Here is a 25,449-nt window from a genome sequence, read left to right on the forward strand (position 1 = left end):
CCGCCCGGCCCGGCGACCGCTCCCCGCCACCTCAAGAAAAGGACTCATTCAACGATGATCGACACGAACAAATACGGCCCCTGGGCAGTCATCGCCGGAGGCTCCGAGGGCGTGGGCGCCGCGTTCGCCGACGAGCTCGCCCGGGCCGGCGTCAACCTCGTCCTCGTCGCCCGCAAGGCAGGCCCGCTCGAGGAGACCGCCGAGGCGGTCCGCAAGCATGGTGTCGAAGTGCGGACGCTCGCGCAGGATCTTCTCACCGACGACGCCGTGGCCCACATCGCCGCTGTCACCGAGGGGCTGGAGGTGGGCCTGCTCATCTTCAATGCCGGCGCCAACACCTACGGGCACGAGTTCGTCACCGGCAATATGGACGGCTTCCGCGGGGTCATCACGCTCAACGTCGACCGCCAACTCGAGCTGGCGCAGCTCTACGGCAAGCCGATGGCCGACCGTGGCCGAGGCGGCATCATTCTGCTGGGGTCCCTGTCCGGTTACCTGGGCTCTGAACAGCAGAGCATCTACTCGGCGTCGAAGGCGTTCAGCCGCATCTTCACCGAGGGCCTTTGGCTGGAGATGAAGGACCACGGAGTGGACGTGCTGCAACTGGTGCTGGGCGTCACCCGCACCCCCGCGATGGAGCGCGCCGGGTTGAACTTCGACGTGCCCGGCATGCGAGTGTCCGATCCGCTCACCGTTGCGCGTGAAGGCCTCGAGCACATCGCCGACGGCCCCGTATGGGTCGCCGACGGCAATCAGAAGGGCGCCGAACTGCAGTCCGGCTTCCCCCGCGACAAGATCGTCGCCGGGCACGCCGCTGCGCTGCGCAAGCTCATGGGCCGCTGACCGCAGGCGTAGCGCAGCGCGGAGCACACCGGTAGTGCCCGACGATGCGGCGGGGAGGATCCTGCGCGGCCTCCCCGCCGCATCGTCGCGCGCATTCAGCGTTGGTCGTACTTGCCCTCCAGGCTTGCTATCACCTCGAGCAGCGACTCGCGGAACTGGTCCGCATCCTTGATGGCCCCGGTGATGAGCGGGTCCGATTCCACCCGCTCTGTGATTCGCGTGTGCAGATCCCGGCCGCGCTCAGTGATGGTGACCAGTTGGCGCCGCTCGTCCTGCGGGTCGGTGGCCCGCGTGACCATGCCGTGCCGCTCGAGCCTTTCGATGCTGCGGCTGATGGTCTGGTCTGTCACCAGGCAGTAGCGCGCGACGCTGCGCTGCGGAAGCGGACCCTCCTGCAGGCTCTCGAGGATGACGAACCCGGCATGGCTGACTCCGTGCTGGCGCAGCAACTGCTCCCAGGCATGCTGCATCAGCCGGGACGCTGTCATCAGCAGGCGTCCGATGCTCCACTCCGAGAGTTGCCGGGTCACAGGTCAATCGTAGGCAGCGCCCACCATCGCCGTGGCCTATTCATGACTTAGCGGGCAGTCCCCACTGGTCGGCACGCTGCTCGCGCCCCTCCACGCGGCGACGCCGCGCCCCTGCCTGCGGTGAGGCGGGGCGCGGCGCAGGTCGCCGTTCTGGAAAGCCGGCGGGAATGCGGTGTGCTGCGGTCAGATCTGGCTGGCCATCCTGCCCTGCGGCTCGCCGCCGAGCTGGGTGAATGCGCTCGCATGGTAGATCTGGCCGGGTACGTGCACCGCGTGCACCACGCCGGCGTGCGCGTCGCGCCAGAACCGCTGCAGCGGGTGGCGCAGGTGCAGCGCGCCGCCGCCTGAACGGTCCATGATCTCGTCGACGGCGCGCACTGCCCGGTGCGCCGCCCGGATCTGGGTGCGCCGGCCGATGGCCCGCTCCTCGAAGGTGACCTCCTTGCCTGCGTCCACCTTGTCGTAGAAGCGGCAGGTGGTCTCGAGGAGGGCCGTACGCGACGCCTGGATCTCCGCGGCCGCTTCACTGATGGCGTAGAGGACGTACGGGTCCTCCTTGATGGGCTGGCCGGTGATCGCCACGCGGTTCTTCTGCGCCTCGACATGCGCGTTCATGGCGCCTTCGGCGATGCCGATCACGGCCGCCGTGATGCCCAGCGGGAAGACGTTCCAGTACGGCATGTTGTAGAGCGTCTGCGTCAGGCCCATCTCCTTGGCCGCCTCGCCGCTCATCACCTTGGGCGCGTCCAGCGTGCGGTGGGTGGGGATGAAGGCGTTCTTGACCACCACATCCTTGCTGCCGGTGCCGCGCAGACCCACGACGTCCCAGCTCTCGTGATCGATCTCGTAGTCGCCCCACGGCACCAGCACATGCATCATCTGCGGCGGCATCAGCGGCTTGCCGTCCTTGTCGCCCACCATGGCGCCGATGAACAGCCAGCGGCAGTGGTCGGTCCCCGAAGAGAAGGACCACCGGCCATTGAGGATGAACCCGCCGTCAGTGGGCACCGCGACGCCCATCGGCGCGTACGGCGACGCCATCCAGACGTCCGGGTCCTCGCCCCAGATCTCCTCCTGCACCTTGGGGTCCGCCACGGCGAGCTCCCACGGGTGCACGCCGACGATGCCGCCGAGCCAGCCGGTGGCGCCGTCCAGCGCGGCGGTGGCCATGACGGACTCGGCGAACTCGCGCGGGTGCGCTTCGTCGCCGCCGTGCGTCTTGGGCTGGAGCAGACGCATGATCCCGGACTTGCGCAGGACGTCGGCCGACGGGTCGGCGACGCGCATCAGCTTCTCGTTTTCGGCGGCGTTCGCGCGGATCTCGTCCGCGCGTTCCATTATGTAGTCGAGCGCCTTGGTCATATTTCCTCGATTCCGGATCGGTTGGTCGCTTGTTCTATTCGGCGCGCTGCGGCCCCCGCAACGCGCCCGGGTTCGTCAGGGCAGCCGGTCGGCCGATTCCGGACGGGTGAGGAACGCGAGTGCCGCAGACAACCATGCCTCACGCGCCTCGATCATGGTCCAGTGCCCGCAGTCGGGGATCACGTGCAGCTCGGCGCGCGGGATGTCCCGCATCGGCAGCAGCGCCATATCGAGCGGGCTGACGCGGTCGTCGCGCCCCCAGGTGAGCAGCGTCGGCGCCTGCACCTTGTCGAGCCGCGACCAGTACGGCGGCACCGACGAGTTCCTCGCCGCCGCCATCGTGGCGGCGAACGCCTCGGTGCTGTACATGCGCTTGGCGATCGCGAGGGTGGTCGGGTCGGTGGCCAGCCGCCAGCGCTCTTCGATCAGCTCATCGGTGACCACCGCCGGGTCGTAGACCATCGAGTGCAGCCACCGGACGAGGCCTTCCCTGGTGGGATTGTCCGTGAACTCGCACAGCAGCTTGATCCCCTCGCTGGGGCCGTGGCTGAACAGGGCCTTGCCGGGGCCGCCGACGGTGACCAGGCGACGAACACGCTGTGGCGCGGCGATCGCCACATTCACCGCTACGATGCCGCCCATCGAGTTTCCGACGACGTCCACCTCGCCCAGCCCGAGCCCGTCGAGGAAGCGGCCGACGGACGCACCGGCCATCTTCATCGGATGCCCCTCCCCGGGGTCGGACACGCCGAATCCGGGGAACTCCAGGACCAGGCAGCGGAACCGCTCGCCGAGCTCGCCCACCACACCGCGGTAGTTCTGCCATCCGGTGACGCCGGGCCCCGAGCCGTGCAGCAGCAACAACGGCGGTCCGTCGCCCATTTCGTGGTAGCGCAGCACCCCCGCATCGGTCTGCAGTTCCCTGCGGGAACCCTCGTAATCGACGTCCACCATCTAGTGTGCTCCCGTCCTCGAGGCGCCTGGCCCGATCATGAGTGCTTGCCGCAACTTCCTCTGCACATACCGGAAATTATCGCCGGGCAACGCGACGGGATGCGGGCGTCCCGATCACCGGAACACCCGACCGGTCGGATCAGGCCGTGCGCAGGACGTGCCGGTGGCCGCCGGCGACACGGGGCGCACCGGAGCGTCCTCCGCGCTGCGCGCCGAGGCGCTGCATCTCCGGGTAGAGCTCGTCGGTGATCTCGCGCGTGGTGGCCAGCACCAGCGGCGCGTAACGCTCGAGTGGCACCGTGTTCGACGGCGGGCACAGGCACACCGCGGCCTCCGGCCCCTCGGGGCCCACGACGGCCGCACCCACGCTGATCAGCCCCATCGACCGGCGTCCGGAGCGGTCTATCGACAGGCCATATTGCTGCCGGATCCGGTTGAGCTCCTGATGGAGCTCCGGAAGCGCCCAGCCGCCCTCGCCGCGGTGCGACCGGACGCGATCGCCCACCAGGTCGTCGACCTCCTCGGGCGTGAGCGCGGCGAGCATGGCACGGCCTCCGCTGTTCCAATGGGCGCCGCTGCGGCCGCCGACCTTCGAGGCCAGCTTGCCCGCGAAACGGCCGCCGATCTTGTCGAGGAAGATCTCGTCGGAGCCGTCGAGCGCCGACAGGTGCACGACCATGCCGGTGCGCATGTGCAGCTCGTGCAGGTACGGGTTGGCAACACTGCGCAGCTCCGCATGATTGTTTCCGCTGTCACCGAAGCCCAGCGCACGCCTGCCCAATCCGTAGCCGAGCGAGCCGTGGTCCAGCCAGTCGAGCTTGACGAGCTGGTCGAGGATCCGGTGCGCCGTCGAGCGCGGAAGCCGGGTGCGCTGCGCGACTTCTTCGAGGTTGAGACGGCTCGAGCGCCGGTCGAACGCGTCGAGGATCAGCGTCATGCGTTCGACCATCGACGGCGGCAGGGGCTTCTTCTCGTCGGCAGGGCGCGGGGCGGCCTCGAACGAACGGGTGTCCACAGATGACATCGGTGCCTCCATCGGGTGACGGCGTTGCAATCCGTGGTGGACGGGCCGGCTCCGCCTTCGAACCGCGTACCCCGCCAGACGCTTGCGCGCGTCAGCGTCGCGGGACGCGGGCGATATCACCGACGCCGACGCCGATACAGACGCCGATGAAGTCGAGGACCATGACGGGGCCAGCAAGTGCCACACCGCAGAATTGGAATTGATTCTCAAATTGTAGCAGTGACCCACCTCTCGATTCAACGGGCATGCAGTGTCCGCCCGGAAACGCCAGGACGCTCCCACTCACCGATACCGCCGCCACGGCGGAAAACCCGCCGGTCACGCAGCACGCACACCGAGTACAGGCCTCAGCCGACCCCGGCGTGCACCGACCCCGGCACATCGGATGGAACAACCGCGCCGTGACGTACGCCACGCCTACGCGTCCAGTCTGCACGGCGAAGACGGGGCGCACAGACGAACCCGGAAGCAGGTTGCACCGCCCGTGCATCCCAGTCGTCCCGGCAAGAGAAGCGAGGCTGCACGACGGACGGCGAAGCCCGGACTGCTACCGGCCGAAGGCGGCGTCGATCAGCCCGGGAAGCGCAGCACCGGCCCGCGCACGCACATCGTCGCGCACGATCGATTCCAGCCCGGTGGGCGACGGGTTGACCTGGACGATCCGCGCGCCGGCCCGCGCCGCTGTGTGCGGAAGCTCGGCCGCGGGGTACACAGTCGACGACGTCCCGACCGACAGAAGCAGATCCGCGCGCGCGGCGGCAGCCTCCGCACGCAGCCACTCCCCCCTCGGCAGCGCCTCGCCGAACCACACCACGGACGGGCGTACCGGTCCGCCGCATACGGGGCACGCCGGCGGCGCGATGCGCGCGCCACCGGTCCGGATCTCCGGACCGGCGGTGTCTGAGGCCGCCCGTGTCTCCGGCGCCGCTTCGGATTCCGCGGGCGCTCCGCACACCGAGCATCGCGAAGCCGCAATCGCGCCGTGCAGGTGGACGACATCCTCGGCCCCGGCTCGTTCGTGAAGGTCGTCGACGTTCTGCGTCACGACCGTCACCGTCCCTCCGCGCGCACGGACCGCGCGCTGCAGCCGGGTCACGGCGTCGTGCGCGGGGTTGGGCCGGCACCGCGCAATCTGTTCACGCCGCCAGACGTACCAGCCCCACACCAGGCCTGGATCGGCCTCGAACGCCTCCGGGGTGGCCAACCGGGCCGGATCGAACCGTTCCCACAGCCCCGTCAGAGCGTCGCGGAACGTGGGGATCCCGCTCTCGGCGGAGGCGCCCGCCCCGGTGAGCACCACCACGCGTCGCGCCGCGCGCAGCGCCGCCGCGAGCCCGCCATCCGCTTTCTGCGCCCCGCCGCCCACCGTTCCGTCCACGCCGCTCACTTCCTCTGCAGCGCCGCCAGCTTGCGGAAGTCCCAGCTCACGATCTTCTCGGGCTCGATTCGCAGCCACGCATGCCGACCGTCGGCATAGAAGGCCCCGCCCATGTACTTGTCGGCGAACACCTGCTCGATCGCCATGAGCTCCGGGTCCGGTGCCGCACTGCGCGGCACCTCGCCCACCTGCTCGGCACGGCCGTGGACCTCGACGCCGCGCAGCTCGTCGTACTGCTCCCCCGCGTCCACTACGACGGACACGCGCGGATCGCGCTCGAGGTCGCGCCAACGCCTGCTCTTCGTGATCGAGAACAGCCACACCGCCCCGCCCGACCAGCCGAACCAGAGCGGGCTCACATGCGGAGCCCCATCCTTGCCCACCGTCGCAACCCGGCAGGTCCGTTCCGCGGCGAGGAACCCGTCCCGCTCCGCGTCGCTCATCGCGATCGCCCGGCCGCGGCGCTGCCTGCCCGCCGCCCTGTTGCTTCCGTCCCCGTCCACCATCTGCGCCTGCCTGTCGAATCGTCCCGGTCGACTCACGGGGATTGCCGCCCGCGGTCCGTCCGCGAGTGTATGGGTGCACGGACATGGGCGACATCACACTTGCCGCATCCACACGGACTCAGGCCGTGCCGCACCCCGCATAACTGGACGTCGAAGCGAACCGCCCGACGCCCAGGACATAGCATCGGCCGACGTAGTAGAACGTGATCCAGTTTGGTAACAGGACAGGAGCCGACATGGCCGACGAACTGAGCTTGGCGGGCAAGGCCGCCGTCGTCACCGGCGCGGGAGCCGGGCTGGGCAGGTCCGAGGCGCTGGCACTCGCCGACGCCGGCGCCGCCGTCGTCATCAACGACATGACCGACCGGGCCGACGAGGTCGTCTCCGAGATAGTCTCCGCCGGCGGCGAGGCCGTCGCGGTGAAGGGCGACGTGTCCGACTGGCCGCTGGCACAGTCCATAATCGGCACGGCCGTCACGCATTTCGGTTCCATGGACATCCTTGTGAACAATGCCGGAATCACGCGCGACACCATGATCTTCAACCTCACCGAAGACAAGTGGGACGACGTGCTGCGCGTGCACCTCAAGGGGCACGCCGCCACCTCGCATGCAGCCTCCGTGCATTGGCGCAACCTGTCCAAGGAGACCGGGCAGCCCGTGTACGGCCGGGTGGTCAACACCGCCTCCGAGGCGTTTCTGTTCGGCCCTGCCGGCCAGCCCAACTACGGTGCGGCCAAGGCGGGCATCGTGGCGCTCACCCTGTCGACGGCCAACGGCATGCACAAGTACGGGGTCAAGGCCAACGCGATCTGCCCCCGCGCACGCACGGAGATGACGGCGGACACCTTCGACGCGAACACCGCGTCCGGCGTCGATCCGCTCGCACCCGAGCGCGTCGGCACTCTCGTGCGGTACCTGTCCTCGCCCGCCTCCCACGAGATCACCGGGCAGGTGTTCGTCGTCTACGGCAACATGGTCACGTTGATGGACTCGCCCAAGATCGAGCACAAGTTCGTCGCCGCGGACGGGACGTTCACCCCGCAGGAGATGAACGAGCAGCTGTCCTCCTACTTCGCGGGACGCGACCGCTACGACACCTACGCCGCCTACAGCCTCGCGGCGATCGAGAAGGACGCCCTCAAGACGGAGTGACACAGGCGCACTTGACGATGCCCCGTGGCCGAGCGCGTCTGCGGGGCATCGTCGGTTTCGTGCCCGGCCGGCGCCCGACCGCGCCGCACGCCGCCGCTGTCCGGTACTCACACTTGTCCCGCGCGTCATATGTGACGGATATTACCCGGGGGATTCCGGACGCACGCACCACAGACGACGGTGAGGAGACACCATGGGCGCCGAGTACCGCCTGCAGGGGAAGACCGCGATCATCACGGGTGGCGCCGGCGGCATCGGCCGCGGCATCACCACCGCCTTCGTCAAGGCGGGCGCGAACGTGCTGTTCGTCGACATCAATGCCGAGGCCGGCGCGGCCGTGCAGGATGAACTCATTGCGGCCGGGCATCCGGGCCGGGCGGCCTTCCGCCACATCGACATCTCTGACGAGGACGGAGCCGAACGCATCGTCGCGGCGGCCGTCGACGAATTCGGCGGGGTGGGCGTGCTGGTGAACAACGCGCACGCGTCACGCCAGGCGCCGCTCCTGGAAACCACCGCGGAGATGTTCGAGTTGTCCTTCAGCACCGGTTTCGTACCGGCCGTGCGCCTGATGAAGGCCGCCTACCCGCACCTCAAGGAGGCTGCGGGTTCGGTGATCAACTTCGGCTCCGGTTCCGCGATGGACGGCATGCGCACGCAGGCGTCCTACGTCGCTGCGAAGGAGGCGATCCGCGCGGTGAGCCGGGTGGCGGCCAACGAATGGGCCGCCGACGGCATCAACGTCAACATCATCTGCCCACTCGCCGCCACCGAGGGCGTCGCGCACTGGATGGAGCAGCATCCGGATACGGCGTCGAAGCTGATCTCCGCGGTGCCCATGCAGCGCTACGGCGACCCGGAGGACGATATCGGCCCGGTCGCCGTCTTCCTCGCCTCCGACGACGCGGGCTACATGACCGGCCAGACCCTCATGGTCGACGGCGGCAGCCAGAAGCTCCGTTGATCGCGCCGGCCCCCGCCCCCGCACAGCTGCTCGCGGACGCGGAAGAAATGCTGCCCTCGCTGGTGGCGCTGCGCCGCGACCTGCACCGCCACCCCGAACTCGGTCTGCACCTGCCCCGCACGCAGCAGGCCGTGCTGCGCGCCCTGGACGGGCTCACCGGCCTGGAAATCGTGCGTGGGACGGCGACGACGTCGGTGGTCGCCGTGCTCCGCGGCGCCCGGCCCGGTCCGACGGTGCTGCTGCGCGGCGATATGGATGCACTGCCCGTGGCCGAACTTGCCGACGTGGAGTACAAGTCGGTCAACGACGCGATGCACGCGTGCGGCCACGACCTGCACACCGCCGGACTCGTCGGCGCCGCGCGGCTGTTGCATGCCGCGCGTGACACGCTCGCCGGGACCATCGTGTTCATGTTCCAACCCGGCGAGGAAGGTCACGACGGCGCGCAGGTGATGCTGGACGAGGGCGTGCTCGCCGCGGGCGGCGCCCCCGTGGCAGCGTTCGCCGTCCACGTGGGGCCCCTCGACCGCGGCACCTTCGTCACCCGGCCGGGGCCCATCCTGGCGGGGGCCGCGGAGCTGCGGATCACCGTCCGCGGCTCGGGCGGCCACGGATCGCAACCGCACTCCGCGCATGATCCGATCCCCGCGGCCGCCGCGCTTGTGGGCGCACTGCAATCCATGGTGACACGGCGTTTCCCCGCCTTGGACCCCGTCGTTCTCAGCATCACCCGCGTCCGCGCCGGCGACGCGCTGAACGTCATCCCCGACACCGCCGAGATGGCGGGCACGGTCCGGATGGTCTCCCCCGAAGCGGCAGCTCAACTGCCCGACCGCATCCGCGAGACTGCGGACGGCGTCGCGGCCGCGCACGGATGCACCGCGGAGGTGGAGTTCGACCTGGGCTATCCGGTCACCGTCAACGACCCCGCGGAGACGGCGGCCGCCGTCGACGACCTGGCCCTGCTGGTAGGCGCGGAGTCGCTCGTGGCGATGCCCTACCCCGCCATGGGCTCCGAAGATTTCTCGAAGGTCCTCCAACGCGTCCCTGGCACGTACTTCTTCCTGGGCGCGAGGCCCGACGACCCGCCGGAATCGGCGCGCGGCGAGGTCAATCACTCGCCGCGCATCGTCTTCGACGACGCCGTCCTGGGCACCCAGTCCGCGGCGCTCGCCTGGCTCGCCGTCCGCGCCCTGCAACGCCACGGCTGATCGCGGGCGGCCACCCGCCGCAGGACGGACGTCAGTGTCACTCGGCACGCCCCGCCGGAAATACCGCTGGGCGGGAGCCGTTGGTGTCCCGGGTCACAATCTCACTGAGGATGAGGCCGACTCCCGGCCACGGGAACACCTGTCCACACCCGAAGCGGAGGACTTCATGAAATCGAACGACCACAGGGCGGGCGGACGGCCGCCCGCCCGCCGCGTGCGGCTCGCCGGACGCGCCGGCCTGGCGGCGCTCGCTGCGGCCGTCCTCGTCACCGGCTGTGCGAGCGGGGGCGGTGGCGACACCGGCTCCGACGGCGGCACCTCGAACGGGACCTCCGATGGTGCCGGCACGTTCACACCGGGGCTGGTGAACATGCCGAAGGACGAGGGCGACGTGGTGCGCGGGGGCACGCTGACCTACGGCGTCCAGGCGTTGGCCCCCGTGCTCACCCCGGGCAAGCAGGGCGCAAGCCGCGGCGGGACCGGCGGCGATGCGGCCGCCGCCGTGTACGACGTGCTCATGAAGTACGACCCGGACAGCGGTGAATTCACCCCGCAGCTCGCCGAATCGCTCACGTCCGACGACGATGTCACCTGGACGCTGAAGCTCCGCGAGGGCGTGAAGTTCAGCGACGGCACGCCTCTCGACGCGCAGGCCGTGGTGGCGAGCTTCGAGCGGTACACCGCGCAGAACGGCGCCGACGCCGGCCTGTGGAACCAGACTGTGGAGTCCGCGAGCGCTACCGACCCGCGCACCGTCACCATCACGCTCAAAGCGCCCTGGCACCGGTTCCCGTCGATGCTGGCCCTGGGCTATGGCATGGTCGTCGCGCCGACGGCCGGAAGCGACGACGACTTCAAGCCCATCGGCGCCGGCCCCTTCATCGAGCAGGAGTTCCGCCCGGGCGAGGCGCGCATCCTCAAGGCCAACCCCGATTACTGGGGCGGACCACCGCCGCTCGACACGATCCGGATGGTCGCACTCAACGGCCCGCAGGAGAACTTCGACTCGCTCAAGTCCGGCGGACTCGACCTCGCCTACATCCGCGGCCTCGCGCCGGCCATCCAGGACGTCGTCGACGCCGGCTATCCCGGCTACATCAGCGTCCTCAACTCGGGCAGCGCCGAGATCATCAACAACCGCGAGGGACGCCCGGGCGCGGACGTGCGGGTGCGCAAGGCTATCGCCATGGCCTTGGACCCGGAGCAGATCGACCAGCGGGCCCAGAACGGCGAGGGCATGCCGACGTCCGACATCTTCGCGGAGACCTCCCGCTGGCACCCCGACGTGCCGGGCGTCGCCTTCGACCCCGATCAGGCCCGGAAGCTTCTGGGCGAGGCCAAGGCCGACGGCTACGACGGCACCCTGGACTACATGTTCCTCAACGAGCCGAAGGACCACGCCATCGCGCTGGCGGTCCAGGCGCTGTTGCAGAACGTGGGGTTCACGGTGAACATGCACGGCGCCACCAGCGCTGCCGACATCATCACCGGCGTCTACGTGCAGCACGACTTCGACCTGGCGCACGCGGGGCTGGGTTTCTACGAGTCGATTCCCGACTTGGGCCTGCAGGGGACGCTCCAAAGCGATTCGCCGTCGAACACCGCCGGCTACTCCGACGAACAGATGGACGCGCTGATCGCGAAGTTCCGTTCCACCGCCTCCGAGGACGACGCCCGCCAGGTGATGGCCGAAATACAGGAGCATTGGAACGAGACGGTCCCGTCTGCGCCGATCGGCGCGTTGCCGTCCATCCGCGCCTGGCTGAAGAACGTGCACGGCGTGGAGCCGTCCGCCACGGGGATCATGCTCCTGGGCGACGCGTGGAAGAGCGGGTCGTGATCATCACCGCCTGACGACGCGGCATGACACATGACTGCGCCCCGGCCGGAATTCCGGCCGGGGCGCAGTCGATTCAGTGTCAGACGGGGGTCAGGATCCCGTCACCCACGCGGAGTCGAGCAGGAAGATGTTGTCAGCGCTGCGCTTGACGCCGTGCACGTCGTCATTCCATATAGTGAGCACCTTCGCAGGTCCCCAGATGGCGTAGGGGATGGTCTCGTTGGCCTGTGCCTGAACCTCGTCGATCGCTGCCTTCTTGGCGTTGTCGTCGGTCGCGGTCTGCACGGCTGTGAGCAGCTCATCCATTTTGCGATCCGAGTAGCCTGACGCATTGTTGTTGGCGTCGCTGCCCAGGCCGGCATACAGACGCAGGTACGGGGCATCGTCCATGAACTGCAATGCACTGCGTGCCATATCGAAGTCGTGATCGACGAACATCTTTCGGACCAGGTCGTTGACGCTGTTCGCATAGTCGATCTGCACATTGAAGCCGATGGCGTTCAGCTGCGCCTGCACCGCCAGCGCCGCGGCCCGCGCCGACGGGTCGTTCCCGGACAGGTAGTGCAGGGTGCCGTCGTAGCCGTCGGCCTTCGCCTCATCGAGGAACTTCTTCGCCTGGGTGGGGTCGAACGGCACGCCTTTCGCGCCGTCATACCAGCGGGAACTCTCCGGGACGATGGCCGAGTCGGCGATGCCGAGCCCGTTTTCCACGCGCTGATTGAGCACCTCGGGGTCCACGCCGTAAGCGATTGCCCGGCGCACGCGGACGTCGGCACCTGGCCGGCCCTCGTGCTGGTTGATGAAGCCGAGGCTGCCCAGACCCTGAATGTCCAGGTAACCCGGCAGACCCGCATCGACTGCCTGATTGATCACCTGAGAGTCACGGTTGATGTAGGTCATCGACAGCTGGCCGCTCTGCAGCGACTCGAGCTGCTGCTGCGCGCCGCTGGTGGGCACGAAGGTGACCGTGTCCAGGTGCGGCTTGCCGGCGAAGTAGTCCTCGCGCGCATTGAGCACGATCTTCTCGCTGGGGGCGAACTGGCCGAGGGTGTACGGGCCGGCGCCGATGGGGGTGAAGTCGCCGCCCGCGTCGGAGCCTTGGCCGACGATCATGCCCGGCCCCATGGCCAGCAGCACCGGGAACTGCTTCCACGGCCTGTTGAGCGTGATTTTCACGGTATGCGCATCGGGTGTGCCGGTGGAAGTGACGATGTCCGACCACACTTGCGCGACGTCACGGCCGGCCTCGACGTACCTGTCGATGCTCCACTTGACGGCCGCCGAGTCCAACGGGGAGTTGTCGCTGAACGTGACACCGTCACGCAGCGTCAGGGTGAACTCGGTGTAGTCATCATTGTGCTCGATCTTCTCCGCGAGCTGCGGAATGAAATCTCCGCTGCCCGGATCGGTGCGCACCAGCGTGTCGTAGATTGCGGCCATCTCGGTACCGCCATTGGACCCGGCCGCCAGCGTCTTCGTGGGGTCGAGCGAGCTGGGGAACGAGTACGAACCGAATGTCAGCGTGCCGCCGTCGACAGGGTCGCCGGAATCGGCTGCGCCGGCACCGACGAAGCCGATGGTGGTCGCCCCGTCGGAGGTGGCGCCCCCGGAAGGAGAGCCGCTGTCGCCGTTCGAGGCGCATCCCGCCGCCAGCAGGGCCGCGGCCGCGCCGACCGCCGCGAGCCGTACGCCCGAACGTATCCATGGTCTTTTCACTGCAGTCCTCACCGTTGCATTGCCGCCGGGGTCCGATCCCGGCGACGGTTCGGAACGAACCGTAGTAGGACGGGCACCTCAATGTGTCTCTGATCTCAATAATTGAAATGCACCGCCCGCGTCACATGACCGGAATCAAGCCCTGCGCAGGACCGCCTCGGCGTGGCGGAGCACCGGCGAGTCGACCATGGCGCCCTCGAAGGCGAACACCCCGCGCTGACCCTCCGCCGCCGCCAGGACACGGCGCGACCAGTCGATCTCGGCATCGGAAGGCCGGTACGCCGCACGCACCTCCGCGACCTGCGCGGGATGGATGCACGCCGAGGCGTCGAAGCCCGTCGAGACCGCGTCGAGCGCCTCCGCCCGCTGCCCGTCCAGATCCGCGATGTCCAGATGGACGGCGTCCAGCGCGAGCTTGCCGAATGCCTTCGCAGCGAGCAGCACCGTGCTGCGCACCTGCTGCGCCACCGGGCGGTATGCGCCGTCGGCTGTCCTGCTGGAACTGCCGCCGAGACCGGCCACGAGATCCTCCGCGCCCCACATCAGGCCCGCCGTCGCGGGCTGCGCTGCGATCTCCCGTACCGCCACCGCCCCGCGCGGGGTCTCCACAAGGGCGATCACCCGCCGGGGCGCCAACTCCGCAATCTGCTCCCCCGATTCAGTCTTGGCGAGCATCACGTGCGTGTACTCCGTCTCCGCAAGCGCCTCGAGGTCCAGCGCCTGCTCCGGCGAATCCGCGGAGTTGACCCGCACGACGGTGCTGGCCGGGTCATGCGGGTGGTCGACCAGCGCCTGCCTGGCTGCTTCTTTGTCCGCGGGCGCGACCGCGTCCTCCAGGTCGAGGATGATGACGTCGGCCGCGCTCGCCGCCTTGGCGTAGCGCTCCGGACGGTCTGCGGGGCAGAACAGCCACGCGGGCCCCACTGTCAGTTCGGATGGTGCTGTCACGTTCGTTCGCCTCCGTGGTCGCGATCGGTGTCGGGTGGCGACGGCATCAACGTCACCGTTTCTGCAATCGCTGTGTCCGTTTCTGCAATCATCGTGGCCGCTTCTGCATCATCGTGGCCGCTTCTGCATCATCGTGGCCGCTTCTGCATCATCGTGGCCGCTTCTGCATCATCGTGGCCGCTTCTGCATCAAGGTGGCACGGACCGCGCGGGCGACGATCACGCCGTCCTGATTGCGTCCCACGTGCTCCAGCGTCACGATGCCCTCGTCGGGGCGGCTGCGCGACTCGCGTTTGGCCAGCACCACGGTCTCGCCGTAGAGGGTATCGCCGTGGTACATCGGCTTGGGGAAGGCGATCTCGGAGAAGCCCAGGTTGGCGACGATGGTGCCCTGCGACAGCTGCGCGACGGACAGCCCGACGAGCGTGGAGAGGGTGAGCATCGAGTTCATCAGCCGCTGCCCGAACTGCTGCCCCTGCGCCCACGCCGCGTCCAGGTGCAGCGACTGCGTGTTCATCGTCAGTGTCGTGAACAGGACGTTGTCGGCCTCGGTGAGCGTGCGGCCGGGGCTGTGCTTGTACACCACCCCGGTCTCGAACTCCTCGAACCACAGCCCGCGCTGCACCACCTCCCGCAGCGTCTCGGACGGTGCCTGCCGCCCGGCGCCCTCCTGCGGCAGGCCGGCACCCGGCGCGTTCACCGGAACCCCAATTCACGTGCGATGAGCATCAGCTGAACCTCGGTGGTGCCCTCGCCGATCTCGAGGATCTTGCTGTCGCGGTAGTGGCGGGCCACCGGGTATTCGTTCATGAAGCCGTAGCCGCCGTGGATCTGCGTGGCATCGCGCGCATTGTCCATCGCCGCCTCCGAGGACACCATCTTGGCTATCGCCGCCTCCTTCTTGAACTGCTTGCCGGCCAGCATCTTCGCTGCCGCGTCGTAGTAGGCGAGCCGGGCTGTGTGCGCGCGCGCCTCCATGCGGGCGATCTTGAAGCTCACGGCCTGGTATTCGCCGATCGGCCTGCCGAACGACTGCCGTTCACACGCGTACTTGACCGACTCGTCCACGCACCCTTGGGCCGCGCCGGTGGAGAGGGCCGCGATGGCCACTCGTCCCTCGTCGAGGATGGACAGGAAGTTCGCGTACCCGCGGCCGCGCTCGCCGAGCAGGTTCCCGGCGGGCACCCGGGCGTCTGTGAACGACAGCGGGTGCGTGTCCGAGGCGTTCCACCCGACCTTGTCGTAGGCGGGTTCGGCGACGAATCCCGGCGTGCCGGCCGGGACGATGATCGTGGATATCTCCTTGCGCCCGTCGGACCGGGCACCCGTGACGGCGGTGACGGTGACGAGCGAGGTGATGTCCGTGCCCGAGTTCGTGATGAACTGCTTGGCGCCGTTGATCACCCATTCGTCGCCGTCGGCCCGGGCGGTGGTCTTCGTTGCCCCCGCATCGGATCCCGCGCCCGGCTCGGTGAGCCCGAACCCGGCGAGGCGCTGTCCAGCGGCGAGGTCCGGCAGCCACGTCCGCTTCTGCTCCTCGGTGCCGAACTTGTAGATCGGCATCAATCCGAGGCCTACGCCGGCCTCCAGGGTGATGGCCACGGACTGGTCGACCCGCCCCAGCTGTTCAAGCGCCAGGGCGAGGGCGAAGTAGTCGCCGCCCATGCCGCCGTACTCCTCGGGCACCGGCAGGCCGAACAGCCCCATCTCCCCCATCTGCTCGATCACCGCGTAGGGGAAGGCGTGTTCGCGGTCGTGGTGCGCCGACACCGGCGCCACCACGGTGTCGGCGAAGTCCGCCACCGTCTCGCTGAGCGTCCGGTAGTCCTCCGGCAGTTCCGCCGCCATGCTCGTCGTCACGATGCCTCCTGTGCGATCGTCTCCGCTGTATCGTCCTGTTCCGCAGGGGCCTCGCCGGCTCCGTCCGCACCCGTACCGTCCGCACCGGCGTCGGGCACCAGCCGGGCCAGCACCTGTTCGAGGCCGACCTGCTCCCCCACCGCCACCAGGTTCTCGACGGTCCCCGCCACCGGCGCTGTGAGCGTGTGCTCCATCTTCATCGCCTCCACGACGACCACGGGGTCTCCCTCCGCCACGGTGGATCCGGTGGCGGCGACGACGGCGATCACGCTTCCGGGCATGGGGCTGAGGACCTCGGCCTGCTGCGGACCGCGGGAGCGTGCGATCCTGCGCACCTCCTCCTCGCCGAGCCGCCAGGTGCCGCGGTCGTCACTCACCCAGACGTCGCTCCCGGACTCCGAGACCCGGTAGGACCTGTGCACGCCGTCGATGACGGCGCCCAGGCTGCCGCCCGGCTCCGGCGCGTAATCTCGCACCGACGCGTCGACGGGCGGCTGCTCGCCCACGTGTACCCGCGCCGCGGCGGGAGCACCCCACATCGAGACGGTCTCCGCGCGCAGCGGGCTGCGCATGCGCGTGCGCACCGGCGCCGTGCCGCCCACCCGCCAGCCGACCTCCGTCTCCCAGGGGGATCTCCCTCCCACGATCAGGCGTTGCTGGCGTACCAGCGCGGCCGCGACCATCGTGTCGTCCGGCGCCGGGGCGGGCTCGAACTGCTCGGCGCGCGCGTCGAGCAGCAGGGTGTCCAGGTCGCCCGCCGCCACGCGCTCGTCGGCCAGCAGATACCGCAGGAACTCGACGTTCGTCTGCACGCCGTGCACCGCGGTGTGCGCCAGCGCGCGGTCGAGCCTGGACATCGCCTCCGCCCGGTCGGCGCCGCAAGCGATGACCTTCGCGAGCATCGGATCGTAGTCGCTGCCCACCGTCGTGCCGTCGCGCAGCGCCGAGTCGACGCGCACCCCGTCCCCCCGCGGCTCCAGCGCCGCGAGCACCGTGCCGCCGGTGGGAAGGAATCCGCGCGCCGGGTCCTCGGCGTACACGCGCGCCTCCACCGCGTGTCCGGTCATGACGACGTCGTCCTGGTGGAAGTCGATCCTCTCCCCCGCCGCCACCCGCAACTGCCACTCGACCAGGTCGACGCCGGTGACCATCTCGGTGACCGGATGCTCCACCTGCAGTCGCGTGTTCATCTCCATGAAGAAGAACTCGTCCGGGTGGTCCGCGGAGACGATGAACTCCACCGTCCCCACGCCGAGGTAGTCGACGCTGCGCGCCGTGTCGCACGCGGCGGCACCGATGCGCGCGCGGGTTTCCTCGTCCAGCAGCGGGGATGGCGCCTCTTCGATGACCTTCTGGTGCCGGCGCTGCAGGCTGCACTCGCGTTCGCCCAGGTGCACGACGCCGCCGTGGCGGTCGGCGAGCACTTGGACCTCGATGTGGCGGGGCCGCAACACGTACCGTTCCAGAAAGAGGGTGTCGTCACCGAACGCCGATGCCGCCTCGCGCCGCGCGGTCGCCAGCGCCTCCGGCAGCGCCGACGGCTCGTGCACCAGATGCATGCCCTTGCCGCCGCCGCCGGCCGACGGCTTGATGAGCACCGGGAAGCCGATATCCCCGGACGCGGCGACCAGTTGCTCGTCGGTGAGACCGGGTTCGGCGATGCCGGGCACCACCGGCACGTCGAACGCGGTGACCGCCTTTTTCGCGGTGATCTTGTCGCCCATCACCTCGATCGCCCGCGCCGAGGGCCCCAAAAAAGCGATACCCGCCTCGTCGCAGGCGGCGGAGAACTCGGCGTTCTCCGACAGGAAGCCGTACCCGGGGTGCACCGCCTGTGCGCCGGTGCGCAGCGCCGCGTCGATGACCCTGTCGATGCGCAGGTAGCTCTCCCGCGCCGCAGCGGGCCCCAGGCGGACCGCCACGTCCGCCTCCGCGACGTGCCGTGCGTCGGCGTCCGCGTCGCTGTACACCGCGACCGACCGGATGCCCAGCCGGCGCAGCGTGCGCATCACGCGTACCGCGATCTCGCCGCGGTTGGCCACCAGAACCGTGTCGAACCCCTGCTTGCGCTCGGATTTCTGCATCTGTTGACTCACATCCTGAAGACGCCGTAGGAGACCGGCTCGAGCGGGGCGTTCGCCGCAGCGGCCAGCGCCAGGCCCACGACGGTGCGTGTGTCGGCGGGGTCGATGACGCCGTCGTCCCACAGCCGCGCCGTCGAATAATAGGGACTGCCTTGCCGTTCGTATTGCTCGCGCAGCGGGGCTTTGAACCGCTCGGCGTCCTCGTCGGACCAGCTTTCGCCCTGGGCGTCGAGGCGGTCGCCGTGCACCGTGGCCAACACCGAGGCGGCCTGTTCACCGCCCATCACGGAAATCCGCGCGTTGGGCCACATCCACAGGAACCGCGGCGAATACGCGCGCCCGCACATCGAGTAGTTGCCGGCTCCGTAGCTTCCGCCGATGACGACGGTGAGCTTGGGCACCCGAGCGCACGCGACGGCGGTGACCATCTTCGCGCCGTGCTTGGCGATGCCGCCCGCCTCGTAGTCCCGCCCCACCATGAACCCGGAGATGTTCTGCAGGAACAGCAGCGGGATCCGGCGCTTGTCGCACAGTTCGATGAAGTGTGCTCCCTTCATGGCGGACTCGGAGAAGAGCACGCCCGCGTTGGCGACGATGCCGACGGGGTGCCCGTGCACCCGCGCGAACCCGGTGACGAGCGTCTTGCCGTACTCCGCCTTGAACTCCTGGAATCCGCTCCCCGCGTCCCCGGGTCCGGGCCCGGCTGCGCCGTCGACGATCCGGCTGATGACGTCGCGCACGTCGTACGGGATGCGCGAGTCCGGCGGAACCACGTCGTAGACGGTCTCCGGGTCGTGGAGCGGCGGCACGGATTCGGCCACCTCCCACGGGGGATCCGCGCGCGGGCCGAAAGTGCCGGCGATGCGCCGGACCGTTCCGAGCGCGTCCTCGTCGTCGTCGGCGAGGTGGTCGGTGACCCCGGAGACCTTCGAGTGCAGTTCCCCGCCGCCGAGTTCCTCCGCGGTCACCACCTCGCCGGTCGCCGCCTTCACCAACGGCGGGCCGCCCAGGAAGATCGTGCCCTGTTCGCGGACGATGACGGCCTCGTCGCTCATCGCCGGCACATAGGCTCCGCCCGCCGTGCACGAGCCCATGACGGCCGCGACCTGCGGGATGCCCCGCGCGCTCATCGTCGCCTGGTTGTAGAAGATGCGGCCGAAGTGGTCGCGGTCCGGGAACACCTCGTCCTGCCGGGGCAGGAACGCGCCGCCCGAGTCGACGAGGTAGATGCACGGCAGGTTGTTCTGCAGCGCCACCTCCTGCGCCCGCAAGTGCTTCTTCACCGTCATCGGATAGTAGGTGCCGCCCTTGACGGTGGCGTCGTTCGCGACCACCACGCACTCGCGGCCGGCCACCCGGCCGACGCCGGCGATGACGCCCGCGCCCGGGCACTCGTCGTCGTACATGCCGCCGGCTGCCAGCGGGGCGATCTCGAGGAACGGCGAACCGGCGTCCAGGAGGCGCTCCACCCTGTCGCGCGGGAGCAGCTTCCCGCGGTCGACATGCCGCTGCCGGGCGCGCTCGCCGCCGCCCAGCGCGGCCGAAGCCAGCCGCTCCCGCAGCTCCGTGACCAGCGCGCGGTGCTGGTCGGCGTACCCGCTCTCCGCTGCAGTGTCCGTCATCGTCGTCATTTCTTCCCGATCAGTTCGAGGGACTCTGTACGCATCTGCACCTTGCGGATCTTCCCGGTGACCGTCATCGGGAACTCGTCGACAATGTGCACGTACCGAGGAATCTTGAAGTGAGCGAGCCTGCCCCGGCAGTACTCCCGCAACCCGTCGGCCGTCAGTGCGTCCGCACCGTCGCGCAGCTTGATCCACACCATGAGCTCCTCGCCGAACTTCTCATCGGGCACGCCGATCACCTGCGCGTCCACGATGTCGGGGTGGGTGTAAAGGAACTCCTCGATCTCACGCGGGTAGATGTTCTCCCCGCCGCGGATCACCATGTCCTTGATCCGTCCGGTGATGCTGAGGTATCCGTCATCGTCCATCACGGCGAGGTCGCCCGTGTGCATCCAGCCCTCGGCGTCGATGGCCTCGCTGGTCTTGGCCTGGTCCTCCCAGTACCCCCGCATCACGATGTATCCGCGGCTGCAGAACTCGCCGGCCTCGCCGCGCGGCAGCGTGGAGCCGTCGGCCGGGTCGACCACCTTGACCTCCACGTGCGGCCCCGCGCGCCCGACGGTGCCCACCCGCTGCTCGAGCGTGTCCGCAGTGCGGGTCTGCGTGGACACCGGCGAGGTCTCGGTCATCCCGTAGCAGATCGAGACGTCCTTCATGTTCATCCGGTCGATGACCTTGCGCATGACCTCCGCCGGGCACGTCGATCCGGCCATGATGCCGGTGCGCAGGCTGGACAGGTCGAACGTGTCGAAGTCCGCCAGCCCCAGCTCCGCGATGAACATCGTCGGCACGCCGTAAAGGCTGGTGCAGCGCTCATCCTGCACAGCGCGGAGCGTGGCCCGCGGGTCGAAGCCCGGTGCGGGGATCACCATCGCGGCGCCCCTGCTGGTGGCCGCAAGGTTGCCCATCACCATGCCGAAGCAGTGGTAGAACGGCACCGGGATGCAAATGCGGTCGTGTTCGGTGTAGTCGATCAGCTCGCCGACCATGAACCCGTTGTTGAGGATGTTGCGGTGGGTCAGCGTGGCACCTTTGGGGCGCCCGGTGGTGCCGGAGGTGTACTGGATGTTGATCGGGTCGTTCCGGTCCAGCCGCGCGGCCGCCGCGTTCACCGCCGCCTCGTCGGCGGCGTCGAGCGGCCGGTCCGCGAGCTCGGCCCACCGGTCCGACCCGAGGTAGACGACGTCGGTGAGGACGGGGCAGCGGGGCGCGACCTCGTCGAGCATCGCGCGGTAGTCGGAGTCCTTGAAACTCTCCGCGGCGAAGACCGCAGTGATCCCGGATTTCTCGAGCGCGTATTCGAGTTCGAACGCGCGGTAGGCGGGGTTGATGTTCACCAGCACGGCGCCGATCTCCGCGGTGGCGAACTGGACGATCACCCACTCCCAGCGGTTGGGCGCCCAGATCCCCACCCTGTCTCCGGTGCGGACGCCGGTGCGCAGCAGCCCTGCGGCCAGCCTGCGGACCGCCGTCCGCAGTTCGGTGTAGTTCCAGCGCAGGCCGACCGCGCAATCCACCAGGGCCTCACGCTCCGGGTGGCGCACGGTGGTGGCGGCGAGGTTCGCCCCGATCGTCTGTTCCAGCAGCGGCGGTGCCCCCTCGCCCTGCGCGTACGACGACTGCCCCCGGTCCGCGGAAACCCCGCGGCGATCCGCATCGACCATTCTGCTCTCCCGATTCCGCTGGCGCTCCGTGCAGGTCACCCGGTTGACAGCGGGCGCCCGGCCCGCGGCGCGCGATCCGGCCCGGCCATGCCCGGACCCGCTCCCACACTCGGTTAACAACCGATAACTGAGGCTAGCACCGAGGGCGCCGATGTGTCCACCATCACTGGGACGCCCGAGTATTCCGCGGCCGGGCACGGCCGAACGGAGGGCATGAGAGGAATCCGGATCAGTCGGCGAGCGGCACGCGCAAGGCGGCCAGCGCCATCGCCGACAACAGGCGCACCGCGTGGCCGCCCCCGACTGCGTCGACCGACGGCGCGTGCGGCGTGGAGTTCATCAGCCCGAACGCCGCATGCGCGCGGAACCGGGCGTCGCGCACCGACAGCCGCGCATCGAGTTCGCACAGAGTGCTGGCCCACAGCTCCACATACTCGCGCTGCAGCCGCCGGACACGCCTCTCCGCATCCGGCTCCAGCACGGACAGGCTGCGGTCCTGGATCCGGATGAGGTCCTCGTCGGCCACCGCGAACCGGGCGTGCGCCGCGACCAGGCGCCGGAGGGCGTCGTCGGGTCCGTCCGCAATCGACACCTGCGCCCTACCGTCCGCCAGGAGCCGTTCGCTGATGCCCACGAGAAGCTCCACGAGGACGTCCTGCTTGCTCGCGAAGTGCCGGTACACCGCCGGGCCGCTCACGTCCGCCGCGGCACCCAGGTCGCGCATCGAGACGCCGCCGTAGCCGCGGTCGGCGAACAGGCGTGCTGCGGCGTTGAGCAGGCGCAGGCGCCTGTCGGCCTTCTGCCTGTCGCGCAACGTCCCGCCTTCCGCCGAGGTGTCCGCGCCATCCGCTTCGACTCCGGTCATGCCGCCGACAATACGATGCTGCGGCCGCCCGGATACCCTCAGGTGATGGCGACGGTCACCTCCTCATCCCGGCAGCACGACCCGTCGGTACCCGTTCCCGCGTACGGTTCCGGCACCATCGCGGACCTCGTGCCAAGCGCGCTCGCGGTGCTCGGGATCCCAGGCGAGGCCGACAGGCTCGACCTGCACGCGCTGCTCGGCGCGGCACCGGCGCGCCGCCTGTGCATCCTGCTCGTCGACGGGCTCGGCGCGCGCCAGCTCGCGGACTGCGCGGACGCGGCACCGCTGCTGACCTCGCGCGTCGCGCCCGCCACCGCGGAGTCGATGCGGGTGATCGGCACGGGGTTCCCCTCCACGACCGCGGTGAGCCTCAGCTCCCTGGGCACAGGCGTCCCCCCGGGCGAGCACGGCCTGGTCGGGTACCTCATGGCCGTGCCCGGGTTCGATCGCGCCATGAACCCGCTGCGCTGGCGCCTGCACGGCGAGGGCGACCACGTCGACCTGCTCGCCGAACTGCCCCCGGAGCAGTTCCAGCCCCGCCCCACGGCCTTCGAGCGCGCGGCCGACGCGGGCGTCGCCGTCACCCGCGTCGCGCCCGGTTACCAGGCCGCGTCCGGCCTCACCAGGGCATCGCTGCGCGGCGGACGGTTCGACGCCGCGTTCTCCCTCGGCGACCTCGCCGCGCGCTCGGTCGCCGCACTCGCCACCTCCGATCGCGCGTTGGTGTACACCTACCACGGCGACCTCGACCTCACCGGCCACGTCCGCGGGCCCGATTCCGACTCCTGGCGCGACGAACTCGCCCAGGTCGACCTGCTCGCCGCCACGATCGTGCGCGACCTGCCGGAGGACGCCGCGCTGATCGTCACCGCCGATCACGGCATGCTGGGAATCGACGACCCGCTGGACCTCGACGACCGCGACGGCGTGGCCGCCGACTCCGACCTGCTCGACGGGGTGCGGCTGATCGGCGGCGAGCCCCGCGACAGGCACGTCTACACACGCGAGGGTGCCGCCGCGGACGTGCGCAGCCGGTGGGCGGAGACGCTGGCCGCACGCGCGGACGGCAGGCCCGCGCAGCAGTTCACCGTCGTAGAACGCGACGACGCGATCGCGCGCGGCTGGTTCGGTCCCGTCGTCACCGACGACGCGCGCCGGCGTATCGGTGACGTGCTCGCCGTCGCCACCGGGACCTCGGCGCTCATCCGCCGCTCGCGAGAGCCGCTACAGTCGCGGCTGATCGGTCACCACGGTGCGCTGACCCCCGTCGAACGCGAGATCCCGTTGCTGGGGTTCCGGTGATCCGGGGCGGGAAGGAACTCACGCCGGGGTCGGCAGAGCCTGGCCGTTCGCCGTCGCTCATCACGCTCGTGCTGTGCCTCACCGGCACGTCGGTGGCCCTGCTGCAGACGATGGTCGTGCCGATCCTGCCCGACTTCCCGACGATCTTCGGCGTGCGCGCCGACGACGCGTCCTGGTTGATCACCATCACCCTGCTCACCGCCGCGGTGGGGACGCCGTTGATCTCACGGCTCGCGGACATGGTCGGAAAGAAGCGGATGCTGCAGGTGTCGCTGGCGTTCATGGTGACCGGCTCCGCATTGCCGGCCGTGTCGTCGTCGTTCGCCGCGGCGGTCGTGGGCCGCGGGCTGCAGGGCTTCGCCATAGCGCTGATCCCCGTGGGCATCTCGCTGCTGCGCGACCATCTGCCCGCACGCAAAGTGGCGGGGGCGACCGCCCTCATGAGCGCCACCCTCGGCATCGGCAGCGCGCTGGCCCTGCCGCTCGCCGGGGTCATCGACACCGCCGTCGGGTGGCAGGGAATCTTCTGGGTGCCCGCGGCATTCGGCACGGTCATGCTGGTGGCGGTGCGGGTCGTCGTGCCGGAATCGCCGGTGCGCACCGGAGGGCGCTTCGACTGGTTCGGCGCCATCCTGCTCTCCGGCGCCCTCACCGCGCTGCTCATGGCGATCACGAAGGGCGGGGCGTGGGGCTGGTCGAGCGCCGAAACACTCGCCACCTTCGCGGCGGCGGCCGCGCTGCTCGGCGTCTGGATCCCGTTCGAGCGGCGCGTCGCCAATCCGCTCGTGGACCTGCGCACCTCCACCCGCAGGCCTGTCCTGCTCACCAACGCCGCGTCCGCGCTCGTCGGGTTCTCCATGTATGCGAACATGCTGCTCACCACGCAGCAACTTCAGCTTCCGGACTCCCTGGCCCACGGATTCGGGTTGTCGGTCATGGCAGCCGGTTTCGCGATGATCCCCGGCGGCATGGCGATGGCCCTGTTCTCGCCGTTCTCCGCGTACATCACCAACCGCCGCGGCCCACGCACCACCCTGTTCGTCGGCGCGGCGGTGATGGCCGCGGCCTACCTTGCGCGGACGCAGCTGGATCATTCGGTGGCCTTCATCGTGCTCGGGGCGATGTTCGTCAGCATCGGCACCGCCATCACGTATTCGTCGATGCCGATGCTCATCATGGAGTCCGTGCCGCGCACCGAGACCGCCTCCGCGAACGGGCTCAACTCGCTACTCCGGTCCATCGGAACCTCCACCGCCAGCGCCGTGGTGGCGGCGCTGCTCACCGCGATGACCGTCGGCGTGGCGGACCTGGCCTCCGGCACCGCCGCAGCGGGCGGGGGCGTGCCGTCCGCCCTGGCGCATCTGCCCGCGCCCGCCGCCTTCGACGCCGCGTACTACGCCGCCGCGGGCGCCGCCGCACTGGCCTGCGCGGTGGCGTTGACGATCCCGAAGCCCGCGCGCGGCACACGCGCCCGTGCGGGTCGAACGCCACGTCACGATCGCATCTCCCCCGAGGCGTGATTCCGGGGTGCCGATCACATGGGGGACGAATTACCTATAAGGTCACATCCGACCGAACGCACGAAAGCAACCGACGAGTGGCGCCCGCATCGCTGGCGCT

Annotated in this window: 21 protein-coding genes; 7 read left to right on the forward strand and 14 right to left on the reverse strand. The window is 69.7% G+C overall.

The window, feature by feature from the left end; translation table 11 throughout:
- Nucleotides 1-54: 54 nt before the first annotated feature.
- On the forward strand, nt 55-843 hold the full coding sequence (locus JJ683_RS00370; protein WP_200170708.1) for an SDR family NAD(P)-dependent oxidoreductase: 789 nt from the start codon (nt 55-57) through the stop codon (nt 841-843).
- Nucleotides 844-938: 95 nt separating this feature from the next.
- Here JJ683_RS00370 and JJ683_RS00375 read toward each other — a convergent pair whose 3' ends face one another.
- The 6 genes from JJ683_RS00375 to JJ683_RS00400 form a co-directional block, all read right to left on the reverse strand.
- Complete coding sequence (locus JJ683_RS00375) at nt 939-1,373, reverse strand: MarR family winged helix-turn-helix transcriptional regulator (protein ID WP_307810605.1); 435 nt, start codon at nt 1,371-1,373, stop codon at nt 939-941.
- 183 nt (nt 1,374-1,556) lie between these two features.
- Entirely contained in the window at nt 1,557-2,735 is a 1,179-nt protein-coding gene (locus JJ683_RS00380; protein WP_200170709.1) for an acyl-CoA dehydrogenase family protein, read from the reverse strand.
- A 75-nt stretch (nt 2,736-2,810) separates the two neighbouring features.
- Nucleotides 2,811-3,689, reverse strand: coding sequence for an alpha/beta fold hydrolase (locus tag JJ683_RS00385; RefSeq protein WP_200170710.1), 879 nt, complete (start codon nt 3,687-3,689; stop codon nt 2,811-2,813).
- A gap of 139 nt (nt 3,690-3,828) precedes the next feature.
- Nucleotides 3,829-4,713, reverse strand: a complete 885-nt coding sequence (locus JJ683_RS00390; RefSeq protein ID WP_242474274.1) for an IclR family transcriptional regulator — start codon at nt 4,711-4,713, stop codon at nt 3,829-3,831.
- Nucleotides 4,714-5,260: 547 nt separating this feature from the next.
- Nucleotides 5,261-6,091: an SIR2 family NAD-dependent protein deacylase gene (locus tag JJ683_RS00395; RefSeq protein WP_307810606.1), complete on the reverse strand. Its 831-nt coding sequence runs from the start codon at nt 6,089-6,091 to the stop codon at nt 5,261-5,263.
- 5 nt (nt 6,092-6,096) lie between these two features.
- On the reverse strand, nt 6,097-6,633 hold the full coding sequence (locus tag JJ683_RS00400; protein WP_307810607.1) for a pyridoxamine 5'-phosphate oxidase family protein: 537 nt from the start codon (nt 6,631-6,633) through the stop codon (nt 6,097-6,099).
- Between the two features lie 200 nt (nt 6,634-6,833).
- Between JJ683_RS00400 and JJ683_RS00405 the strand changes: the two genes are divergently transcribed.
- The 4 genes from JJ683_RS00405 to JJ683_RS00420 all read left to right on the forward strand — a co-directional run bounded on the left by JJ683_RS00405 (nt 6,834) and on the right by JJ683_RS00420 (nt 11,766).
- The gene (locus JJ683_RS00405; protein WP_200170711.1) at nt 6,834-7,751 is read left to right on the forward strand and encodes a 3-oxoacyl-ACP reductase; all 918 of its coding nucleotides are present in this window, start codon (nt 6,834-6,836) and stop codon (nt 7,749-7,751) included.
- A gap of 193 nt (nt 7,752-7,944) precedes the next feature.
- A complete protein-coding gene (locus JJ683_RS00410; protein ID WP_200170712.1) occupies nt 7,945-8,715 on the forward strand; it encodes an SDR family NAD(P)-dependent oxidoreductase in 771 nt (256 codons plus the stop codon).
- Nucleotides 8,712-9,926 carry a M20 metallopeptidase family protein gene (locus tag JJ683_RS00415; RefSeq protein ID WP_242474275.1) on the forward strand — a complete coding sequence of 405 codons (1,215 nt, stop codon included), beginning with the start codon at nt 8,712-8,714 and terminating at the stop codon, nt 9,924-9,926. Before JJ683_RS00410 ends, JJ683_RS00415 begins: the two co-directional genes overlap by 4 nt.
- Before the next feature lie 166 nt (nt 9,927-10,092).
- Nucleotides 10,093-11,766 carry an ABC transporter substrate-binding protein gene (locus JJ683_RS00420; RefSeq protein ID WP_200170713.1) on the forward strand — a complete coding sequence of 558 codons (1,674 nt, stop codon included), beginning with the start codon at nt 10,093-10,095 and terminating at the stop codon, nt 11,764-11,766.
- 90 nt (nt 11,767-11,856) lie between these two features.
- Here JJ683_RS00420 and JJ683_RS00425 read toward each other — a convergent pair whose 3' ends face one another.
- The 8 genes from JJ683_RS00425 to JJ683_RS00460 all read right to left on the reverse strand — a co-directional run bounded on the left by JJ683_RS00425 (nt 11,857) and on the right by JJ683_RS00460 (nt 22,527).
- Nucleotides 11,857-13,482, reverse strand: coding sequence for an ABC transporter substrate-binding protein (locus JJ683_RS00425; protein ID WP_200170874.1), 1,626 nt, complete (start codon nt 13,480-13,482; stop codon nt 11,857-11,859).
- Between the two features lie 135 nt (nt 13,483-13,617).
- Complete coding sequence (locus tag JJ683_RS00430) at nt 13,618-14,430, reverse strand: HpcH/HpaI aldolase/citrate lyase family protein (protein WP_307810609.1); 813 nt, start codon at nt 14,428-14,430, stop codon at nt 13,618-13,620.
- A 168-nt stretch (nt 14,431-14,598) separates the two neighbouring features.
- Nucleotides 14,599-15,108 (reverse strand): MaoC family dehydratase, encoded by a 510-nt coding sequence (locus JJ683_RS00435; RefSeq protein ID WP_372435212.1) that lies wholly within the window; start codon nt 15,106-15,108, stop codon nt 14,599-14,601.
- A 17-nt stretch (nt 15,109-15,125) separates the two neighbouring features.
- A complete protein-coding gene (locus tag JJ683_RS00440) occupies nt 15,126-16,289 on the reverse strand; it encodes an acyl-CoA dehydrogenase family protein (protein WP_200170714.1) in 1,164 nt (387 codons plus the stop codon).
- Complete coding sequence (locus tag JJ683_RS00445; protein WP_200170715.1) at nt 16,286-18,373, reverse strand: acetyl/propionyl/methylcrotonyl-CoA carboxylase subunit alpha; 2,088 nt, start codon at nt 18,371-18,373, stop codon at nt 16,286-16,288. Before JJ683_RS00445 ends, JJ683_RS00440 begins: the two co-directional genes overlap by 4 nt.
- 8 nt (nt 18,374-18,381) lie before the next feature.
- On the reverse strand, nt 18,382-19,995 hold the full coding sequence (locus JJ683_RS00450) for a carboxyl transferase domain-containing protein (RefSeq protein WP_242474276.1): 1,614 nt from the start codon (nt 19,993-19,995) through the stop codon (nt 18,382-18,384).
- Nucleotides 19,996-20,000: 5 nt separating this feature from the next.
- Nucleotides 20,001-21,662, reverse strand: coding sequence for an AMP-binding protein (locus tag JJ683_RS00455; RefSeq protein WP_200170717.1), 1,662 nt, complete (start codon nt 21,660-21,662; stop codon nt 20,001-20,003).
- Between the two features lie 229 nt (nt 21,663-21,891).
- Entirely contained in the window at nt 21,892-22,527 is a 636-nt protein-coding gene (locus tag JJ683_RS00460; RefSeq protein WP_200170718.1) for a TetR/AcrR family transcriptional regulator, read from the reverse strand.
- A 45-nt stretch (nt 22,528-22,572) separates the two neighbouring features.
- Between JJ683_RS00460 and JJ683_RS00465 the strand changes: the two genes are divergently transcribed.
- Together JJ683_RS00465 and JJ683_RS00470 are read left to right on the forward strand one after the other, a co-directional pair.
- On the forward strand, nt 22,573-23,829 hold the full coding sequence (locus JJ683_RS00465; protein ID WP_200170719.1) for an alkaline phosphatase family protein: 1,257 nt from the start codon (nt 22,573-22,575) through the stop codon (nt 23,827-23,829).
- Entirely contained in the window at nt 23,826-25,349 is a 1,524-nt protein-coding gene (locus JJ683_RS00470) for an MFS transporter (RefSeq protein ID WP_307810610.1), read from the forward strand. The genes JJ683_RS00465 and JJ683_RS00470 overlap by 4 nt, the downstream gene beginning before the upstream one ends.
- Nucleotides 25,350-25,449: the final 100 nt, after the last annotated feature.

This window comes from Tomitella cavernea, assembly GCF_016599145.1.
Taxonomy (GTDB): domain Bacteria; phylum Actinomycetota; class Actinomycetes; order Mycobacteriales; family Mycobacteriaceae; genus Tomitella; species Tomitella cavernae.